Annotated in this window: 17 protein-coding genes; 9 read left to right on the forward strand and 8 right to left on the reverse strand. The window is 72.2% G+C overall.

The genetic code is table 11. The features are described 5' to 3' along the window. Position 1: 1 nt before the first annotated feature. The 5 genes from nosD (at position 2) to ACMGFG_RS02625 (ending at position 5155) form a co-directional block, all read left to right on the forward strand. Positions 2-1441, forward strand: coding sequence for a nitrous oxide reductase family maturation protein NosD (gene nosD, locus ACMGFG_RS02605; protein WP_436928797.1), 1440 nt, complete (start codon positions 2-4; stop codon positions 1439-1441). Continuing rightward, a complete protein-coding gene (locus ACMGFG_RS02610; RefSeq protein WP_436928798.1) occupies positions 1425-2357 on the forward strand; it encodes an ABC transporter ATP-binding protein in 933 nt (310 codons plus the stop codon). The genes nosD and ACMGFG_RS02610 overlap by 17 nt, the downstream gene beginning before the upstream one ends. Continuing rightward, positions 2354-3298 carry an ABC transporter permease gene (locus ACMGFG_RS02615; RefSeq protein ID WP_436928799.1) on the forward strand — a complete coding sequence of 315 codons (945 nt, stop codon included), beginning with the start codon at positions 2354-2356 and terminating at the stop codon, positions 3296-3298. Before ACMGFG_RS02610 ends, ACMGFG_RS02615 begins: the two co-directional genes overlap by 4 nt. A gap of 551 nt (positions 3299-3849) precedes the next feature. Further along, positions 3850-4497: a MinD/ParA family ATP-binding protein gene (locus ACMGFG_RS02620; RefSeq protein WP_436928800.1), complete on the forward strand. Its 648-nt coding sequence runs from the start codon at positions 3850-3852 to the stop codon at positions 4495-4497. A 28-nt stretch (positions 4498-4525) separates the two neighbouring features. Beyond that, complete coding sequence (locus ACMGFG_RS02625; protein WP_135362793.1) at positions 4526-5155, forward strand: RAD55 family ATPase; 630 nt, start codon at positions 4526-4528, stop codon at positions 5153-5155. A gap of 48 nt (positions 5156-5203) precedes the next feature. Here the strand turns inward: ACMGFG_RS02625 and ACMGFG_RS02630 are convergent, their stop codons facing one another. Genes ACMGFG_RS02630 through ACMGFG_RS02645 form a run of 4 tightly spaced genes read right to left on the reverse strand, consistent with a single transcriptional unit; the run spans position 5204 to position 8685 of the window. After that, positions 5204-5881 (reverse strand): DUF7519 family protein, encoded by a 678-nt coding sequence (locus ACMGFG_RS02630; RefSeq protein ID WP_436928801.1) that lies wholly within the window; start codon positions 5879-5881, stop codon positions 5204-5206. Between the two features lie 58 nt (positions 5882-5939). Beyond that, positions 5940-7388 (reverse strand): DUF58 domain-containing protein, encoded by a 1449-nt coding sequence (locus tag ACMGFG_RS02635; protein WP_436928802.1) that lies wholly within the window; start codon positions 7386-7388, stop codon positions 5940-5942. Next, positions 7385-7981, reverse strand: coding sequence for a DUF7269 family protein (locus tag ACMGFG_RS02640; RefSeq protein WP_436928803.1), 597 nt, complete (start codon positions 7979-7981; stop codon positions 7385-7387). The genes ACMGFG_RS02635 and ACMGFG_RS02640 overlap by 4 nt, the downstream gene beginning before the upstream one ends. Beyond that, entirely contained in the window at positions 7978-8685 is a 708-nt protein-coding gene (locus tag ACMGFG_RS02645) for a DUF4129 domain-containing protein (protein ID WP_436928804.1), read from the reverse strand. Before ACMGFG_RS02645 ends, ACMGFG_RS02640 begins: the two co-directional genes overlap by 4 nt. 176 nt (positions 8686-8861) lie before the next feature. Between ACMGFG_RS02645 and ACMGFG_RS02650 the strand changes: the two genes are divergently transcribed. Next, positions 8862-9260 carry a DUF7522 family protein gene (locus ACMGFG_RS02650; RefSeq protein ID WP_436928805.1) on the forward strand — a complete coding sequence of 133 codons (399 nt, stop codon included), beginning with the start codon at positions 8862-8864 and terminating at the stop codon, positions 9258-9260. A 93-nt stretch (positions 9261-9353) separates the two neighbouring features. On the opposite strand, the gene ACMGFG_RS02655 is transcribed toward ACMGFG_RS02650, so the two are convergent. Continuing rightward, the gene (locus ACMGFG_RS02655; protein ID WP_436928806.1) at positions 9354-10361 is read right to left on the reverse strand and encodes an FKBP-type peptidyl-prolyl cis-trans isomerase; all 1008 of its coding nucleotides are present in this window, start codon (positions 10359-10361) and stop codon (positions 9354-9356) included. Between the two features lie 114 nt (positions 10362-10475). Here ACMGFG_RS02655 and ACMGFG_RS02660 point away from each other — a divergent pair, with 114 nt between their 5' ends. Both ACMGFG_RS02660 and ACMGFG_RS02665 read left to right on the forward strand, forming a co-directional pair. Continuing rightward, positions 10476-11483 carry a TIGR03557 family F420-dependent LLM class oxidoreductase gene (locus tag ACMGFG_RS02660; protein WP_436928807.1) on the forward strand — a complete coding sequence of 336 codons (1008 nt, stop codon included), beginning with the start codon at positions 10476-10478 and terminating at the stop codon, positions 11481-11483. Between the two features lie 94 nt (positions 11484-11577). Continuing rightward, on the forward strand, positions 11578-11832 hold the full coding sequence (locus ACMGFG_RS02665; RefSeq protein WP_436928808.1) for a hypothetical protein: 255 nt from the start codon (positions 11578-11580) through the stop codon (positions 11830-11832). A 13-nt stretch (positions 11833-11845) separates the two neighbouring features. Here the strand turns inward: ACMGFG_RS02665 and ACMGFG_RS02670 are convergent, their stop codons facing one another. Beyond that, positions 11846-12418, reverse strand: coding sequence for a flavodoxin domain-containing protein (locus ACMGFG_RS02670; RefSeq protein WP_436928809.1), 573 nt, complete (start codon positions 12416-12418; stop codon positions 11846-11848). Between the two features lie 161 nt (positions 12419-12579). On the opposite strand from ACMGFG_RS02670, the gene ACMGFG_RS02675 reads away from it, so the two are divergent. Further along, positions 12580-13104: a hypothetical protein gene (locus ACMGFG_RS02675; protein WP_436928810.1), complete on the forward strand. Its 525-nt coding sequence runs from the start codon at positions 12580-12582 to the stop codon at positions 13102-13104. Between the two features lie 42 nt (positions 13105-13146). Here ACMGFG_RS02675 and ACMGFG_RS02680 read toward each other — a convergent pair whose 3' ends face one another. Together ACMGFG_RS02680 and ACMGFG_RS02685 are read right to left on the reverse strand one after the other, a co-directional pair. Then, entirely contained in the window at positions 13147-14049 is a 903-nt protein-coding gene (locus tag ACMGFG_RS02680) for an SMP-30/gluconolactonase/LRE family protein (RefSeq protein WP_436928811.1), read from the reverse strand. A 1-nt stretch (position 14050) separates the two neighbouring features. Then, entirely contained in the window at positions 14051-15055 is a 1005-nt protein-coding gene (locus tag ACMGFG_RS02685; protein WP_436928812.1) for a mannonate dehydratase, read from the reverse strand. Positions 15056-15153 lie beyond the last annotated feature (98 nt).

Here is a 15153-nt window from a genome sequence, read left to right on the forward strand (position 1 = left end):
CGTGGGACGACCGTCCGCCGACGCGGCGCTGGCCGCCGTCGCCGCCGCGCTCCTGGTCGCGGCCGCCGGGACGGTCGTCGCCGTCCCCACCGACGCGGCGCCCACGGGCGACGACATCGCCTTCGACGCGGGCGTGCCCGACACCTTCGACTTCGAGGCGACCGACGAGCCCGGCGTCGCGACCGTCGACGGCGAACGGTTCGACGCGCTCGCGCCGGCCCTCGACGCCGCCGAACCGGGCGACACCGTCGAACTCCGCGGCCGGTTCGACCCCGAAGCGACGGTCGTCGTCGAGACGCCGAACGTGACGATCCGCGATGCGGACGACCCGCCGAGCGGGGCGACCGCGGGCGACGGCGACCGGACCGGGACCGATGGACAGATGCCGGTGATCGACGGCGCCGGCGAGGGCGACGTGCTCGCGCTGAACGCCTCCGGAGTCTCCCTCGACGGTGTGTGGGTCCGCAACGCCGGCTACGCGGCCGAGGACAACGACGCCGCCGTGTGGGTCGACGGCGCGGGCGTCACCGTGCGCGACAGCCGGGTCACGGACACCACCTTCGGGATCTGGGTCGACAGCGCCGCCGACGTGCGGCTCGTCGACAACACCGTCGTCGGTCGCGACGAGATCGAATCGCGGACCGACCGGGGCAACGGCATCCAGCTGTACGAGACGGCCGACGCCTACGTGGCGGACAACCGGATCACCGACGCCCGCGACGGCATCTACTACTCGTGGGCCGACCGCGTGGAGGCGCGGGACAACACGCTGTGGGATCTGCGCTACGGCGTCCACTACATGTACTCCAACGACTGCCGGCTGGTGAACAACACCGCCGTCGGCAACGACGCCGGCTACGCGCTGATGCTCTCGGAGGGTCTGAAGATCCTGAACAACACCGCCGTGAACAACACCGGCCAGAGCGGCCACGGCATCATGCTCAAGAGCATCGACCACACCACGGTCAGGAACAACCACGTCGTCGGCAACGAGAACGGGCTGTTCGTCTACAACTCGCTGGACAACGAGATCGCCGACAACCTCGTGGCCGGCAACGGCGCGGGCGTCCACCTCTCGGCGGGGAGCGTCCGCGAGTCGGTCCACCACAACACGTTCGCCCGCAACCGCGTGCAGGTGCGGGCCGACGTGGGCGAGCAGGTCGCCTGGAACGAGTCGGCGGGCAACTACTGGGCCGGCGCCGGCGCCCGCGACGTGGACGGCGACGGCGTGGGCGAGACGCGATATCGGCCGGCAGGCATGGTCCAGCATCTCACCGGCGAGCACCCGAAGGCGAGCGTCTTCACCGGCAGCCCCGCCTTCGAGGTCGTCCGGCTCGCCGAGCGGACGCTGCCGGTGGTCGAGGCGCCGGGCGTCGTCGACTACAGACCGCTCGCCGAACCGCCCCACGACTGGAGGGACTACTATGATCGAGATCACTGACGCGACGAAACGGTACGACGGCGTCGACGCCCTGGCGGGCGTCTCGCTGTCCGTCCCCTCGGGCGCATCGCTCGGCCTCGTCGGCACGAACGGCGCGGGCAAGACTACCCTGTTCCGGCTGCTCGTCGGCCACGAGACCCCCGACGCGGGGACGGTCCGCGTCGCGGGCGTCGACCCCACTGACGGCACCCGCGTCCGCGAGCGGGTCGGCTACCTGCCGGAGGACGCGGGGTTCCAGCCCGCGCTGACCGGCGAGGAGGTGCTGGGCTACTACGCGGACATGCGCGCCGTCGAGGCGCCGCAAGTCGACACGCTGCTGTCGGTCGTCGGCCTCTCCGACGCGGGCGACCGGCCCGTGGGCGGCTACTCCAACGGGATGAACCGCCGGCTCGGCCTCGCGGTGGCCCTGCTCGGGGATCCGGACGTGCTCCTGCTGGACGAACCGACCGCCGGGCTGGACCCCGCCGGCGTCGACGCGTTCAACCGCGTCGTCGAGCGCGTCCGGGCGGAGCGGGACGTGACGGTCGTGCTCAGCACGCACGTCCTCAGCGAGGTCGAGGCGCTCTGCGACCGCGTCGCCGTCCTCGACGACGGACGGCTCCGTTCGGTCGGCACCGTCGCGGAGGTGACCCGCGCGGCCGGCGACGAGGTGACGGTCACCGCCGAGTACGGGGATTCCGACGCGCTCGCTTCGGCCACGGAGTCGGTCCGGGCAGCGCTCGGGGACGGCGGCGGCGACCTCGATCCGGACATCTCCGCGGGCGAGCGGACGCTCGAACTCGCGGTCGACCCCGACGCGGTGACCGACGCGCTCGGGGCGGTCGTCGAGACCGACCCCCAGTCCGTCGGCGTCGACGAGCCGGACCTGGAGACGGCCGTCCGCGACGCCATCGCGCCCGGAGGTGCGGACCGATGAGCGACGATACTCCCGGGGGGAACGAAGTCGGCGGAACCGACGACCGCTCCGGCGAAACGGACGGCCGTTCCGACGAGGCCCGGCCCGACGGCGGGTCGACCGCACACGCGACGATGACGACCACGGAGTCGCTCTCGGTCGGCGGTGTGCGGCAGGTACTCGGCGTCGCCCGCCGGGAGTACCGGGTGCTCTCCCGCGCCCGGTGGACCTACGGGCTGGCGGCACTGTTCGGCGCCTTCTCGCTGGCCGTCGTCGGGCTGGCGGGGACGGCGACAGGGCCGAGCGGCGCCGGCGCACTGCTGGTGACGCTCGCCGAGCTGTCGGTGTACCTCGTCCCGCTGGCGGCGCTCGCGCTCGGCTACGGAACGGTCGTCGGCGCCGACGAGCGCGGGACGCTCGAACTGCTCATGTCCGTCCCACTCGGACGGACCGAACTGCTGGTCGGCAAGTACCTCGGCCGCGCCGCGACGCTCGCCGTCGGGATGACGCTGGGACTCGGTGCCGGGGCGGTGGTCGTCCTCACCCGGTTCGGCCCGGCGGTCCTGCCGGCGTACCTGCACTACCTGCTGACCGCCGTGACCGTCGGCGCCGCGTTCCTGTCGCTCGGGGTGTGCGTCTCCGCGGCGACGACCGAAAAGGCCCGCGCGCTCGGCGGCGCCCTGCTCGCGTGGGTGCTGTTCGTGCTGGTCTACGACCTGGCCGCGCTGGGCGTCGTGGTGGCGCTGGACCCGCCGGGCTGGCTCCTCTCCGCGCTGGTCGTCGGCAACCCCGCCGACGCCCTCAGGCTGGTCGTCCTCTCGCTGGTCCCGACCAGCGGCGGCGGGGTCGGGGCCCTGCTCGCGACCACCGCCGTCTCGACGCCCGCGCTCGTGGCCGGACTGGTGGCCTGGATCGTCGCGCCGCTCGCCGTCGGTGGCCGGTTGCTCGCCCGACGCGCGTGAGTGGAGTAGCCTGTTTTCGTGTGTTCCGGTCGGTCGTTTCGAGTTCGTCCTCTGTGGACGGCATAGCGGCGATCGCGACCGCACTCGACGGTGAGCGCTGAACGCCCTCGGCACCCTCGCTAGCAGTGACTGCGACTGCAACTGACAGCGAGCGTTGAAAGCCCTCGGCGCGCTCGCGGTCGCTGAGCGGGATATCCGCGCTCTCCGCACCGCCCGCGCGGATAGTCGCCCGCTCAGGCGACTGGACGAGCGCGAGCGCGCCTCGCCCTTTCAGTCCGCCAGGACCGCAACCGCACAGCACCGCCTCGCACAGCACCGCAGACAGCCACGAGCCTCCCCAGCCGATTCGCGACACACGAGTCGCGAATCCGCCGTCGGAGCACGCTCCGACGAGCCTTCGGTCGCAGGCTCCCGAAGACCTCGCGCGGCTACGGTCGCGCGCATGAACGCGCGCTCCAGCGCGCGCCGACCGCACCGCAACCTCCCGTACGTCCGCCGAACCCCACGCGCGCTCCGAAGGTTCAAGTACGGGGGCGGGGCCACCGCGGACCATGCTCGCGATCGCAGGCGGCAAGGGTGGCTGCGGGAAGACGACGACGGCGCTGGGGCTGGCGGCGGCGCTCGCCCGGGACGGCGGGCGGCCGCTCGTGGTCGACGCGGACTGCGACATGCCGAACCTGCACACGATGGCCGGGACGGACCGCTCGCCGGGCGTCGACGCCGTCGCCGAGGGCGACTCGATCGCCGCGGTAACCCACCGGAGCACCGTCGTCCCCGGCGTCGACGTGCTCCCGGCCGGGGACGCGTCGGGGTCGCTCGACCGGACGGCGCTCCGCCGGCTCGGGCGCGCTCGCGGGCGGGTGATCCTCGACTGTCCCGCGGGCGGGTCGGACGGGGCGGCCGCGCCCCTGCGCCACGCCGACTCGGCGCTGGTCGTTTCCACGGGCGCACCGGCGAGCCTCGGCGACGCCGCCAAGACCGCGCGGATGGCCGAGACGCTGGGCGCGCGGGTGGCCGGGAGCGTTCTCACCAGGACCGACGACCCTCCGTCGGCCGTCTCCGGGTCGGGCGGTTCGGGTCGCGCGCCGGAGCCAGTCCTGGCGACGGTCCCGGAGATCGACGGGGACGTGCTGGACGACCGGGTCGGACGCGCGTCGTACGATCGGCTCGCAACGGCGCTCGGGAGGCGGAATATTTAATCTGGTGGGATCGTTATGGTCCAGTAGCATGGTCAACCGGCTCGACACGGGGATCGATGTCCTCGACCGGAAGCTCGGGGGTGGGATCCCGGAGGGGAGCATCGTCGCCCTCAGTGCCCAGCCGGCCAGCCAGGCGGAGCTGTTCCTCTACGAACTCACCGCCACCCGCGGCACGCTGTACCTCTCGCTCGACCGCACCGCCCAGTCGGTCACCGCCAGCATCGAGCAGTCGCCCACCACCACCGGCGACCCGACGGTCCGCCACATCTCCGGGGAGGCGCCGCTGGACAACGCCAGCAAGCTCGTCTCCGCGCTCCCGGAGACCTCCAACCTCATCGTCGACCCGCTCGACGTGCTCGAGGCCCAGGAGCCCCCCTCGCGGTACCGCTCGTTCATGAACGACCTCCAGAACCACATCGTCAACACGGGGAGTCTCGCGATCGTCCACTGCCTCGACGGCCGCAGCGTCCCGCCGCTGCGGGACACCACCGAGCACTTCGCCGACGTGATCTTCGAGCTGAAAACCACGACCGACGCCGACGAGGTGGAGAACCGCCTCGCGATCCCCAAGTTCCGCGGCGGCCGCGCCCCCACCGACATCATCAAGCTCGACCTCGTCGAGCAGGTGTCGATCGACACGAGCCGGGACATCGCGTAGCCGCCTCGGCCCCGTCTTCTTCCGACGGTTCTCCGCCCATTGAGGAGTTCAGCGCTTCAGCCTCGCAGTGTCACCGCCGGGCAAGAGGCCGACCGCGAGCGCAGCGAGCAGGGCGAACGCCGCGGCGAACAGGGCGACGACGGAGACGAGCGGCACTGACGAGGGGCCTACCCCGTACAGTCCGACCGCCGCGACGACGGCGACGAGTCCGACCGCGAGCGAACCGACGAGGTGCGTCGTCGACACCCCGGCCGTCGCCGCGCCGCGGCCCACGTCGGCGCCGAGTCGGACCGCGTGGTCGGCGGCGTCCCAGGCGACGACCGCGCCGACGAGGGCGACGAGCAGCGAGACACGACCGGTCGCGGCCAGGAACCCCTGCACTGCGACGGCGCCGACCAGGAGTGCGGTGGCGAGAGCGACCAGTCGGCCGGCCCACGAGCGACGCAGCGGGACGAGGCCGACGGCGAGGGCTCCCGGTCCGACCGTCCCGAGGACGAGCGCCAGCCGCGTGACCAGCCCGGCGGGATAGACGACCGCGAGCCCGGCGGCGACGACGACGGTTCCGAACCCGGCGGCCAACGCGATCGAACCGGCCAGGCGGCGGCCGCGGAATCGCAGATACGCACCGAGGAGGAGGGCCCCGGCTCCGACCCCGTCGACGGCCACGACGGCGAACTGCAGCGGGTCGGACGCGAGCGACGCCGCCGCGCTCAGTGCGGCGACCACCGCGACCGCACTCCCCGGGAACGCCGGACCGGTATCGGGCGAGCGGCCGCCGTCCATCTCAGCGGGCACCCCCGTCCACCCGGGACCACCGCACGGGGTCGCCGACTCGCCAGTCGCTGACCGGGACGCCCGCCGACCGCAGCGCCTCGATGCGGTTGTGTCGCTCGACGCCGGCGAGTTCGGCCCCTAGCGAGCCGTCGCTCGTCACGTCCGGACTGAGAGTCGCGACGCCCCGTCCTCGCTCGGCGGCGCGGCGCGCGGCGTCGACGCCGAACCCGTCGAGCAGCGGCGTCACCAGCACCACCTCGGCGGCCCCGCCGGTCCGTTCCAGCACCTCGTCGACCTGCCCCGTGAACTCCTCGGCCGGGTCCGACTCGACGGCCGACCCGTCGACGCCGTCGAGCCCTGTGGCGGATCCGGTACCGGCGTCGTCGCCGTCGGACGGAGCCCTCGGGCCGTCGGGCGAGTCGGTCAGCAGTGTCGTAACGCGTTCGCGGTGGTGGCGACCCGCGCCGGGGACGACCAGTTCGAACCGGGGGCCGAGGCGGACGGCGCCGACCCGGGCCCCGCGGTCGAGCAGCGCGGTCGCCACGGCGGCCGCCGCGGCCCCGCCGGCGGTCACGGCGTCCGTATCGCCGTCGCCGGCCCGGCGGACCGACCGCGGTCGGGCGTCGAGACAGACGAGGACCGACCGACGACGGTCCGGGCGGAACTCGACGGTCGTCAGCGCGCCGGTGCGGGCGTAGCGACGCCAGTCGATCCGGTCTGCGGGGTCGCCCGGTCGGTACTCCCGGGTGCGGTCGAACTCGACGCCGGACCCGCTCGCGTCGACGACCGTCCGCCCCGTCGCCCGCGCCGTCCGTCGTGGCGGCGGGACCCCCTCGACCGGGACCGAACACTCCAGTGACGACACGGCTTCGGCGTCGTCTGACTCCTCGGCTCCGTCAGTCCCACCCGTCTCGTTCGCCCCGTCGGGACGCCCCGACCCGGATCCGACCGCGAGTGCGGTCTCGACGCGGCGGCCGCCGCTGCGGTCGTAGCAGGTCGCCGTCGCCGGTTCGAACCGGTGCGTCCCGGGTTCGGCCTCGATCGCGTAGCGGACGGTCGCGGACTCGCCGGGCCGGAGCGCGGCGGCGCACCGCGGGGTTCCGTCGGTGACGGCCAACTTCGGCGGCACGCCGTCGACGAACCGAACGTCCGGCAAGGTCCGCGACCCCGTGTTCGTCAGCGTCGCCGTGACGGTCACCGCGTCGCCCTGCGCTGGCGAGGTGTCGTCGACCGCCCGGGAGAGGGCGAGAGTCCCAGCAGGTTCCGTCGTCACGAGCGGATAGGCCGTGTAGGCGAGGCCGACGACGGCCGCGAGGAGCAGCGGCGGACGCCCGAAGTAGACGCCGGTCGACCCGGTCGCGAGCGTGATCGCCACGGCCGTCAGCCATCGGCCCGTCCGTTCGCGCTCCGGGTGCCCGTCGCTGGAGCCGCTCGGGTCTCCGTCGCCGTCGTCGGTCACGGTTCGGACCTCCCGTCGGCCGCGACGACGGCCCGAGCGGCCCGACGCGCCTGGTACCGGAACGCGACCCGCGCCGATATCCGCCGCCGCAGGCGGACGCGACGAGGTGGGGACGGGTCGCCGAGGAACGCGGCGGCCGCGTCGTCGTCGGTCCAGTCGCCGCTCTCGACGAGGCGCTCCGCTCGCTCCCGGGGGATCGACCGCCGACGGGCGACCGTCCGAACAGCGGCCTCCCGGAGACGGTCACGCGTCCGTCGTCGCGCCGCTTCCGTGCGATGAGTCGACGAGAACACGCTCCCGAGCGCCTCGTCGAAGCCGGCGCCGGACCGGGGGACCGGAGCCGCCGATTCCGGCGTCTCCGACGCGGTCGACGAACGGCCGAGCAGCCACCGGTGGTTCACGACGAGCGCGAGCGCGCAGACGGCCACCGTCGCGAACCCCGCGACGGCGGCCGAATCACCCCACGGGAGGCGCACCCACGCGGCCGGAACGGCGCCCGTGGTCACCGCCCAGTCGAGGGCGAGTGCGACCGCGAGCGCGACGGCGCCGACGGCGGTCGTCGCTCGCCGGACCCGGGTCCGCCACCCAGTCATTCGGCTTCGTCCTCCTCGTCGGCCAGCGCGCGACGGGCCCGGCGGACGGCGGCCCGCCGGGGATCGGTGGGGGGCTCCCCACCGTACCTGACCGCCCTGAACGCCCCCGTGAGCGTCGCGACGGCGTCGGGGTCCAGTCCCGATTCGACCGCGATTCGGCGGACCTCTGCGGGCGTGCGGGCGGCCGGGTCGGCCACGTCCGCACGCTCGACGAGGTCGACCCAGGCCCGGGCGATCGCCTCGCCGGGGTCACCCCGCGGCCACTCCGCCCCCGTTCGGCCCTCGTTGTCGCCGCTCGACGGTCCGCCCGTTCGCCGACGGCCGGCCAGGGTGGCGAGACCGCCGCTCCGTCGAGACACGAGTGTCGCGAGCGTCAGGATCGTGACCGCACCGACCAGCGCGAGCCGGTGCCGGTAGACCGCGCCCACCGCCGCGAGCAACGGCCCGAGTACGGACCCGCCCCCGAACCCGCCGCCCGTCATCTCGAACGAGATCCCGAACACCGATAGCAACGCCCGAGCGAGCGCGAGCAGCAGCGCGAACAGGGACGTGCCGTCGGAGGTCGAGCTTCCCGGATCGGACGCGACCGCCGTCGAGAGGGACGCGTCGAGCGCCGTCGCTGCGCTGGCGAGCGCGACCGCACAGAGCGCGGCGGCCGTCGCTGCGAGCGCGCGCTTCCGGTCGGTGGATCCTCGGTGCTGCATGTACTGGAGGGGGGACGCGGGTTCGCGACGGTGGTCTCCGGGGACGGGCGATCGAGTGACGTCGTGAGCGTGCTGTCGGCGGGCGGTCAAATAAACGTCGGGTCCGACGGTGCGGCGGGCCGGCAGCGCGACGGGCCGCCCACAGATTGAAACGGCTCTGTCACGTTCGACCGGACATGCCCAACGAACGGTACCAGCCGCTCCTCCAGCTGGTCCACAACAGGGCGGGCGACGCGTTCCGGGGCGCCGTCCGTTACGACGCGGAGGGATGGGAGGCGCTGTATCTCCGTGACGACGTGGCGACCGGCGACCTGAAACAGGCGCTCGGGCCGATCACCGACCGGGCGCGGGCCGAGGAGTCGATAGTCCCGCCGGAGCAGTACGACCGCCTCGGCGAGGCGCAGGCCACCGTGGAGCTGTACGACCACGCCGCCGTCCTCCACTTCCGGGAGGGGGCCGAGGTCGGCATCATCGTCTCGCTCGACCGCGACGTGGCCCAGGGGCTCGGCCAGTTCGTCAACGGCTGCAACGCCGTCCTCGACGGGCGACAGCCGGACGCCGAAGACGAGAACTGACCGGCGAGAACGGACGGCGAAACCGACAGCCGGGCGCTGAACCGACAGCTGACCGGGAACGCGACGACGAGACGGAACGGAAAAGCGAGCCGGTTACTCCTCGGCGCCTTCGAGTTCGTCGACGATCTCCTCGGCGTCGATGTCCTCGTCCTCCAGCGCCTCTTCGAGGTCGCCACCGCCGCCGCCCATGCCGCCCATCATACCGCCCATACCGCCCATCATGCCCATGCCGCCGCCGAGCTCCTCCTGGACGATGATGCGGTCGATGTCGAGCAGGTCCGTGAGCTGCTGGGCGATCTGCTGTTTGCCCATCATCCACTGCTGGTTCATCGTCAGCTGCGGCGTCGCCTCGATGTACAGCGTCTCCTTCTCCACCTCGACGGTCTCGTACTCGGGTTCGCTCTCCTCGTCGTCCTCGTCGTCGTCGGACTCGACGAGCTGTTCCTCCTCGACGGTGTCGGTCTCGAACCAGACCTCCAGATCCATGTCGAGGAACACGTCGAGCAGCGCGCTGGCGCGCTCCTCGCGGTCCTCGACCTCGGAGAGGACCTCCCAGTCGTACTCGACGTCTTCGCCGGCGAGCGGGTGGTTGAAGTCGACGCGGGCGCGGCCGCCGATGATCGTGTTGATGTGGCCGTGCTCGCCGTCGATGTCGACGTGGGCGCCGGGGTAGCGGTCGTCCTCGGGGATGCGGTCCGCGCTGATGGTGCGGACCTCGTCCTCGTCGAACTCGCCGAACGCCTCCTCGGCGGACACGGTCACGGTGCCGGTGTCGCCGACCTCGCTACCGACGATATCCTCCTCGACTGCGTCGAAGACGTGGCCCTCGCCGAGGACGATGGTGCGCGGTCCGAACTCCTGGTCCTCGCCGACGCCCTCCTCCTCGGCCACGTCGGGGTCGGTCGTGTCGACCAGGTCGCCGCCCTCGACGGTGCGGGCGGTGTAGTCCAGTTCGATGAAGTCGCCGTGCTGGAGTCCCTCGGCCTCTGCCTCGGACTCGGTCTGTTCCTCGGTCTCGGCGTCGGCCGCCTCGTCGGCGTCCGCGGCTGTCTCGTCGGCTGCGTCCTGCTCGGCCTCGTCGGCCTCGGACTCGTTGCTCATACCGTCAACGACTCGCGTTGCACTCTTAAGAACAACGTTTCGGGGCCGGTCGCCCCCCAGTCCGGCCGACGACCAGTCCCAGCGATTAAGCCCGCCGCGAGCGCCCGTGTCGGTATGGTCGAGTTCGGCTACTTCGCGTCGCTGGAGGAGTTCTCGCCCGCGGACTGCCTCGAACAGGTCGAGCGCGCCGAGCGCGCGGGCTTCGACAGCGCCTGGGTCAACGACCACTTCCACCCGTGGTTCGACCGACTCGGCGACGGGTCGCCCGCCAACGGCGGCAACTGCTGGGAGTGGCTGCCCGCGGCGCTCGAACGCACCGACGACATCCGGATGGGAACGGGCGTGACCGCCATCCTGAACCGCTACCACCCCGCGAACGTCGCCCACCGGCTCGCCACGCTGGCGGAACTCTACCCCGACCGCGTGTTCCTCGGGCTCGGGACGGGCGAGGCGCTCAACGAGTCGCCGCTGGGCTACGACTGGCCCGACTACGGCGAGCGCGCCCGCTGCACGGCCGAGGCCATCCGTATCGTCCGCCGGCTGTTCGCCGAGGAGTTCGTCGACTTCGACGGCGAGTTCTGGACGCTCGACGGCGCGAACTGCTACACCGGTCCCGACGAGGCGCCGCCGATCCACGTCGCGGGCAACGGCGCGACCGCCGCCCGGATGGCCGGCGACCTCGGCGACGGTTTCGTCACCGTCTACGAGACGCCCGACTCGGCTCGCGAGGAACTGTTCCCCGCCGTCGAACGCGGCGTCGCCAGGTCCGACCGCAACGACGACCCCGGCGACGTTCACAGGACCGTCCACCTGCACGTCTCCTACGCGGAGACCGACCGGGCGGCGCTCGAACCCTGTCTCCCCTGGCGGCTCACGCTGAAACCCGAGGTGTTCGAGGCGGACCTGGCCGACCCGCGCGAACTCCAGCGACACGCCGAGGACGTGAGCGAGGCCGAACTCCGGGAGACGTTCGTGATCACGACCGACCCGCAGGACATCGTCGACGCCGCCGCGGCCTACGTCGACGCCGGCTTCGACGAGGTGGTCTTCCAGAGTTCGAGCCCCGACCAGGCCGCCTTCTGCGAGGTCTTCGAACGCGAGGTCGCCCCGTCGTTCGACTAACTCGCCGCTCCGTCGGTCCGCTGTCCGGTCGCCGCTCGGCCGAACCTAACGAGTTTGGTAGTGTCGATACCCGGCGAGCGTCCTCAGGAGCGATATGGAAACCGAACACAGCGTCGACGGGATCGGAGCGGAGGCAGCCGCGGAACTCAGGCGCGCGGCCAGAAGCGTGGAGGCGGTTGACGTGGTCCAGTCGGCGGACGGCGGCGTCGCGCTCCGGGGCGACCCCGAGTCGGTGCGGTCGGTGCGGCGGGCGCTGTGGACGCGACAGCTGTCGGCCGAACAGTTCGGCCAGGACGGGCTGGCGACCGCCGACGCCTCGGCTCGCGGGCGCCTGTTCGGGTCGCCGTAGCCACGTCCGGCTGTCAGGCCGCCTCCGTCGGCCCGACTGCCAGCCGCCCTTCGACGAACGCGGCGAAGTCGTCTGTGAAGGCCTCGACCTCCGCCCAGTCGGTGTACTCGTAGTCCCGCGAGGTGTCGGTGTCGCCCGTCGTCTCGCTGGCGATCCGCTTCATCAGCAGCCGCTTGAGGAAGCCGTACTTCGAGTAGCGGAGCGCGCCGCCGAACCGCGCGATCCGGTCGGGGTGAAAGCCGGTGTCTTCGAGGAACTCGTCGACGTAGCGGGCCGCCTCCGCGCGCCGCTCCGGGTCGTCGGCCACCGACGACAGCGACACCTGGAAGAAGGCGGTCGGCAGCGCCGTCAGCTCCGCGGCGTTCGCGTCGACGAACGAGCGGACCGACGCCTGGTGTTGCCCGACGTGGATCGACGAGCCGACGACGACCGCGTCGAAGTCGGTCGGCGAGTAGTCGGTCTCCAGCGCGCCCGCGTCGACGGCCGTCGCCTCGTGGCCGCGGTCGCGCAGCCGCGCGGCGACGCAGTCGGCGATCTTCGCGGTCTGTCCCTCGCTCGACCCGTAGCAGACCAGGAACGAGCCCATAGCCGGACCGACGCCGCGCCGGCGGAAAACACTCGCGACGGTGTGGGGCGGTAAGCCGTCGTTTGTCGCCGGTAAGCCGTTCGAACGGCGAGGGGTCGAGCCCGCGTGCAGGTCGATGGAAACCTGCGACTTTGAAACCCGGAGCGTCCGTCCGGGCGGGTATGGAGGAGTTGATCGCCGACGCCCTCGACGCCTACGCCGAGACACAGGGGCTCGACCCGGATCGGCTCGACGAGTTTGGCCGGGCCTACCGCGAACAGGGCCATCTCACACGCGACCAGCTCTACGAGGTCGCCTACGAGAGTTCCACCCGGAGCGCCTACCACGTCGAGTCGAACCCGGCCGAGCGGTGCCGGGAAGTGACGGAGAACGTCCTCGCGGTCGACGGCGACTTCTCGAAGATCCAGCTACTGACCGGCCTCTCGGGGTTCAAGGCACCGACGGCCTCCTGCGTCCTGACGGCGCTGGACCCCGAACGCCACGCCGTGGTCGACACCCGCGTGTGGGCGTCGCTCGACAGGCTCGGCTATCTCGACGGCCGCAAGGAGTCGTTCGACGCCGCCGACTACGTGACGATGATCGATCCGATCCGCGAGATCGCCGACGAAACCAGCCACTCCGTCGACGACGTGGGCTACGCGCTGTTCGCCTACGACGTGGAGGAGCGCGAGGGGACGCTGCACTGAGACCCCCGGCCGGGACCCCCGCTCCCCCGAGTCGCCGCTCCGTCAGTACTCGATCCGCGACCGGAACTCGGGGACGCCCGCGACGCCGAGGTCGACGGCGAACAGCGCCCCGGCGCCGGAGCCCTCCTCCTCGCGGGTGCCCGCCGGTCCCTCGCCGGGGCCGAGCGCGGTCGTCACGTAGGCGGTGTGGTAGTCGGGGCCGCCGAAGGTGACCGCCGAGACCTTCTTCGCGGGGAACTCGACGCGCTCCAGTTCCGTCCCGTCGGGGTCGTACCGGGCGATCCGGCCGCCGTCCCAGAACGCCGACCAGACGCAGCCCTGGGCGTCGACGGTCATCCCGTCGGGGTCGCCCACAAGGTCGCTCGCGTCCAGGAACGTCTCCCGGTCGGAGAGTTCGCCCGTCGCCCGGTCGTAGCGGTACCGGGAGATCCGGCTCGCCTCCGTCTCGGTGAAGTAGATCCCCTCGCGGTCCGGTGTGAACCCGAGCCCGTTCGAGAGCTGTGCGTCCTCGACGGCGACCGACAGCGAGCCGTCCGTGTCGAGTCGGTAGAGGGTCCCGGGCTCGCCGTCCGGCGCCGGCATCGTCCCGCAGAAAACCCGGCCCTCGGGGTCCGCGATCACGTCGTTGAACCGCGACTCCCCCTCGCCCTCGATGGAGTCCACGAGCGGGTCGCCCAGCCCCGACTCGGGACTCCACGGCTGGATCCGGCCCTCGTCGCAGAAGAGTAGCAGGTCCCCCGACTCCTGGATCGTGAACCCGCCGACCGCGCCCTCGGCGTCGAGGACGCGCTCGTGGGACCCCGTGGCGGGGTCGTAGCGGTAGAGGTCTGCCTCGGGGATGTCGACGAAGTAGACGACCTCCTCGTCGGGGTGCCAGAGCGGTCCCTCGCCGGTGTGACAGCGCGTATCGGCGACGACCGACGGATCCGGCGACGCCCCGACCATCTCAGGCACCTCCGTCGGTCGCTCCGTCTGTCCCGTCGGTCGCTCCGTCCGCTCCCTCGGCCGATTCGAGCAGGCCGCGCATGTAGCCGACGGCGAACAGCCGGCCCTTGGTGTGATACCCCGGATTCGAGTTGTCCTCGCCGGCCATCGTCGGGACGTGGTCGGGTCGCATCGGGCCGTCGAAGCCGGCGTCGACGTAGGCGTCCATCGCCGCCTGCATGTCCGTCGGGCCGTCGTCGTGCCAGGTCTCGACGAAGCGGTCGGCGTCGCCCTCCACGTCCCGGAAGTGCGCGAAGTTGATCTTCTCGCCGAAGTGGCGGATCGTCTCGGGTACGTCGACGCCCATCGCCGCGAAGTTGCCCTGGCAGAACGTGACGCCGTTGTACTCGCTGTCGTAGATGTCGAGCACGCGGTCGTAGTTCTCGACGCTGTTTGCGATCCGGGGGATGTCACCCACGGATTCGCGCGGCGGGTCGTCGGGGTGGAGCCCGAGTTTGACGCCGGCCTCCTCGGCGACGGGGACGACCTCCTCCAGGAAGTACTCGATGGCCTCCCACACCTGCTCGCGGCTCACGTCGGCGGCCTCGCCGCGGCCGGTCCGCATCTTCGCGTTGTCGTAGCCCGTCGTGTACGACCCGCCGCGCGACTGGAGGTGGGCCTCGGTGCGCGCCCAGCGGACGCCGGCCATCCAGTCGTAGCAGACCACCGGGATCCCCACGTCGCCGCAGTCCCGGAGGAACTGTTTGAACTCCGCGATGTCCTCGTCGCGGCCGTCGAGTCCGAGCCTGATACGGTCGCTGATGGGGACGCTACCCTCCAGGACGCCGAACTGCAGGCCGGCGTCCTCGAGCCAGTTTTTCGTCCCCAGCAGGTCGTCGTACGACCAGTGGGTCTTGTCGTCGCCGACCTCCAGCGGGTGGATGACGGCCTGCTCGACGCCCATCTGCCTCGCGAGCTGCCAGCGCTCGTCCGGCTGGCGGGGTAACACGAGCGATAGCTGAACCATACCCGTCCGTTGGACGCCTCTGTGTTATCGGCGTTCCGGTCCCGGAAGCGGGAGTCGGTCCGCTGTCGCGAGCGGGAGCGAGAGATGCCGCGGGCGGA

The sequence above is a fragment of the Halosimplex halobium genome (assembly GCF_051414055.1).
Lineage (GTDB): Archaea > Halobacteriota > Halobacteria > Halobacteriales > Haloarculaceae > Halosimplex > Halosimplex halobium.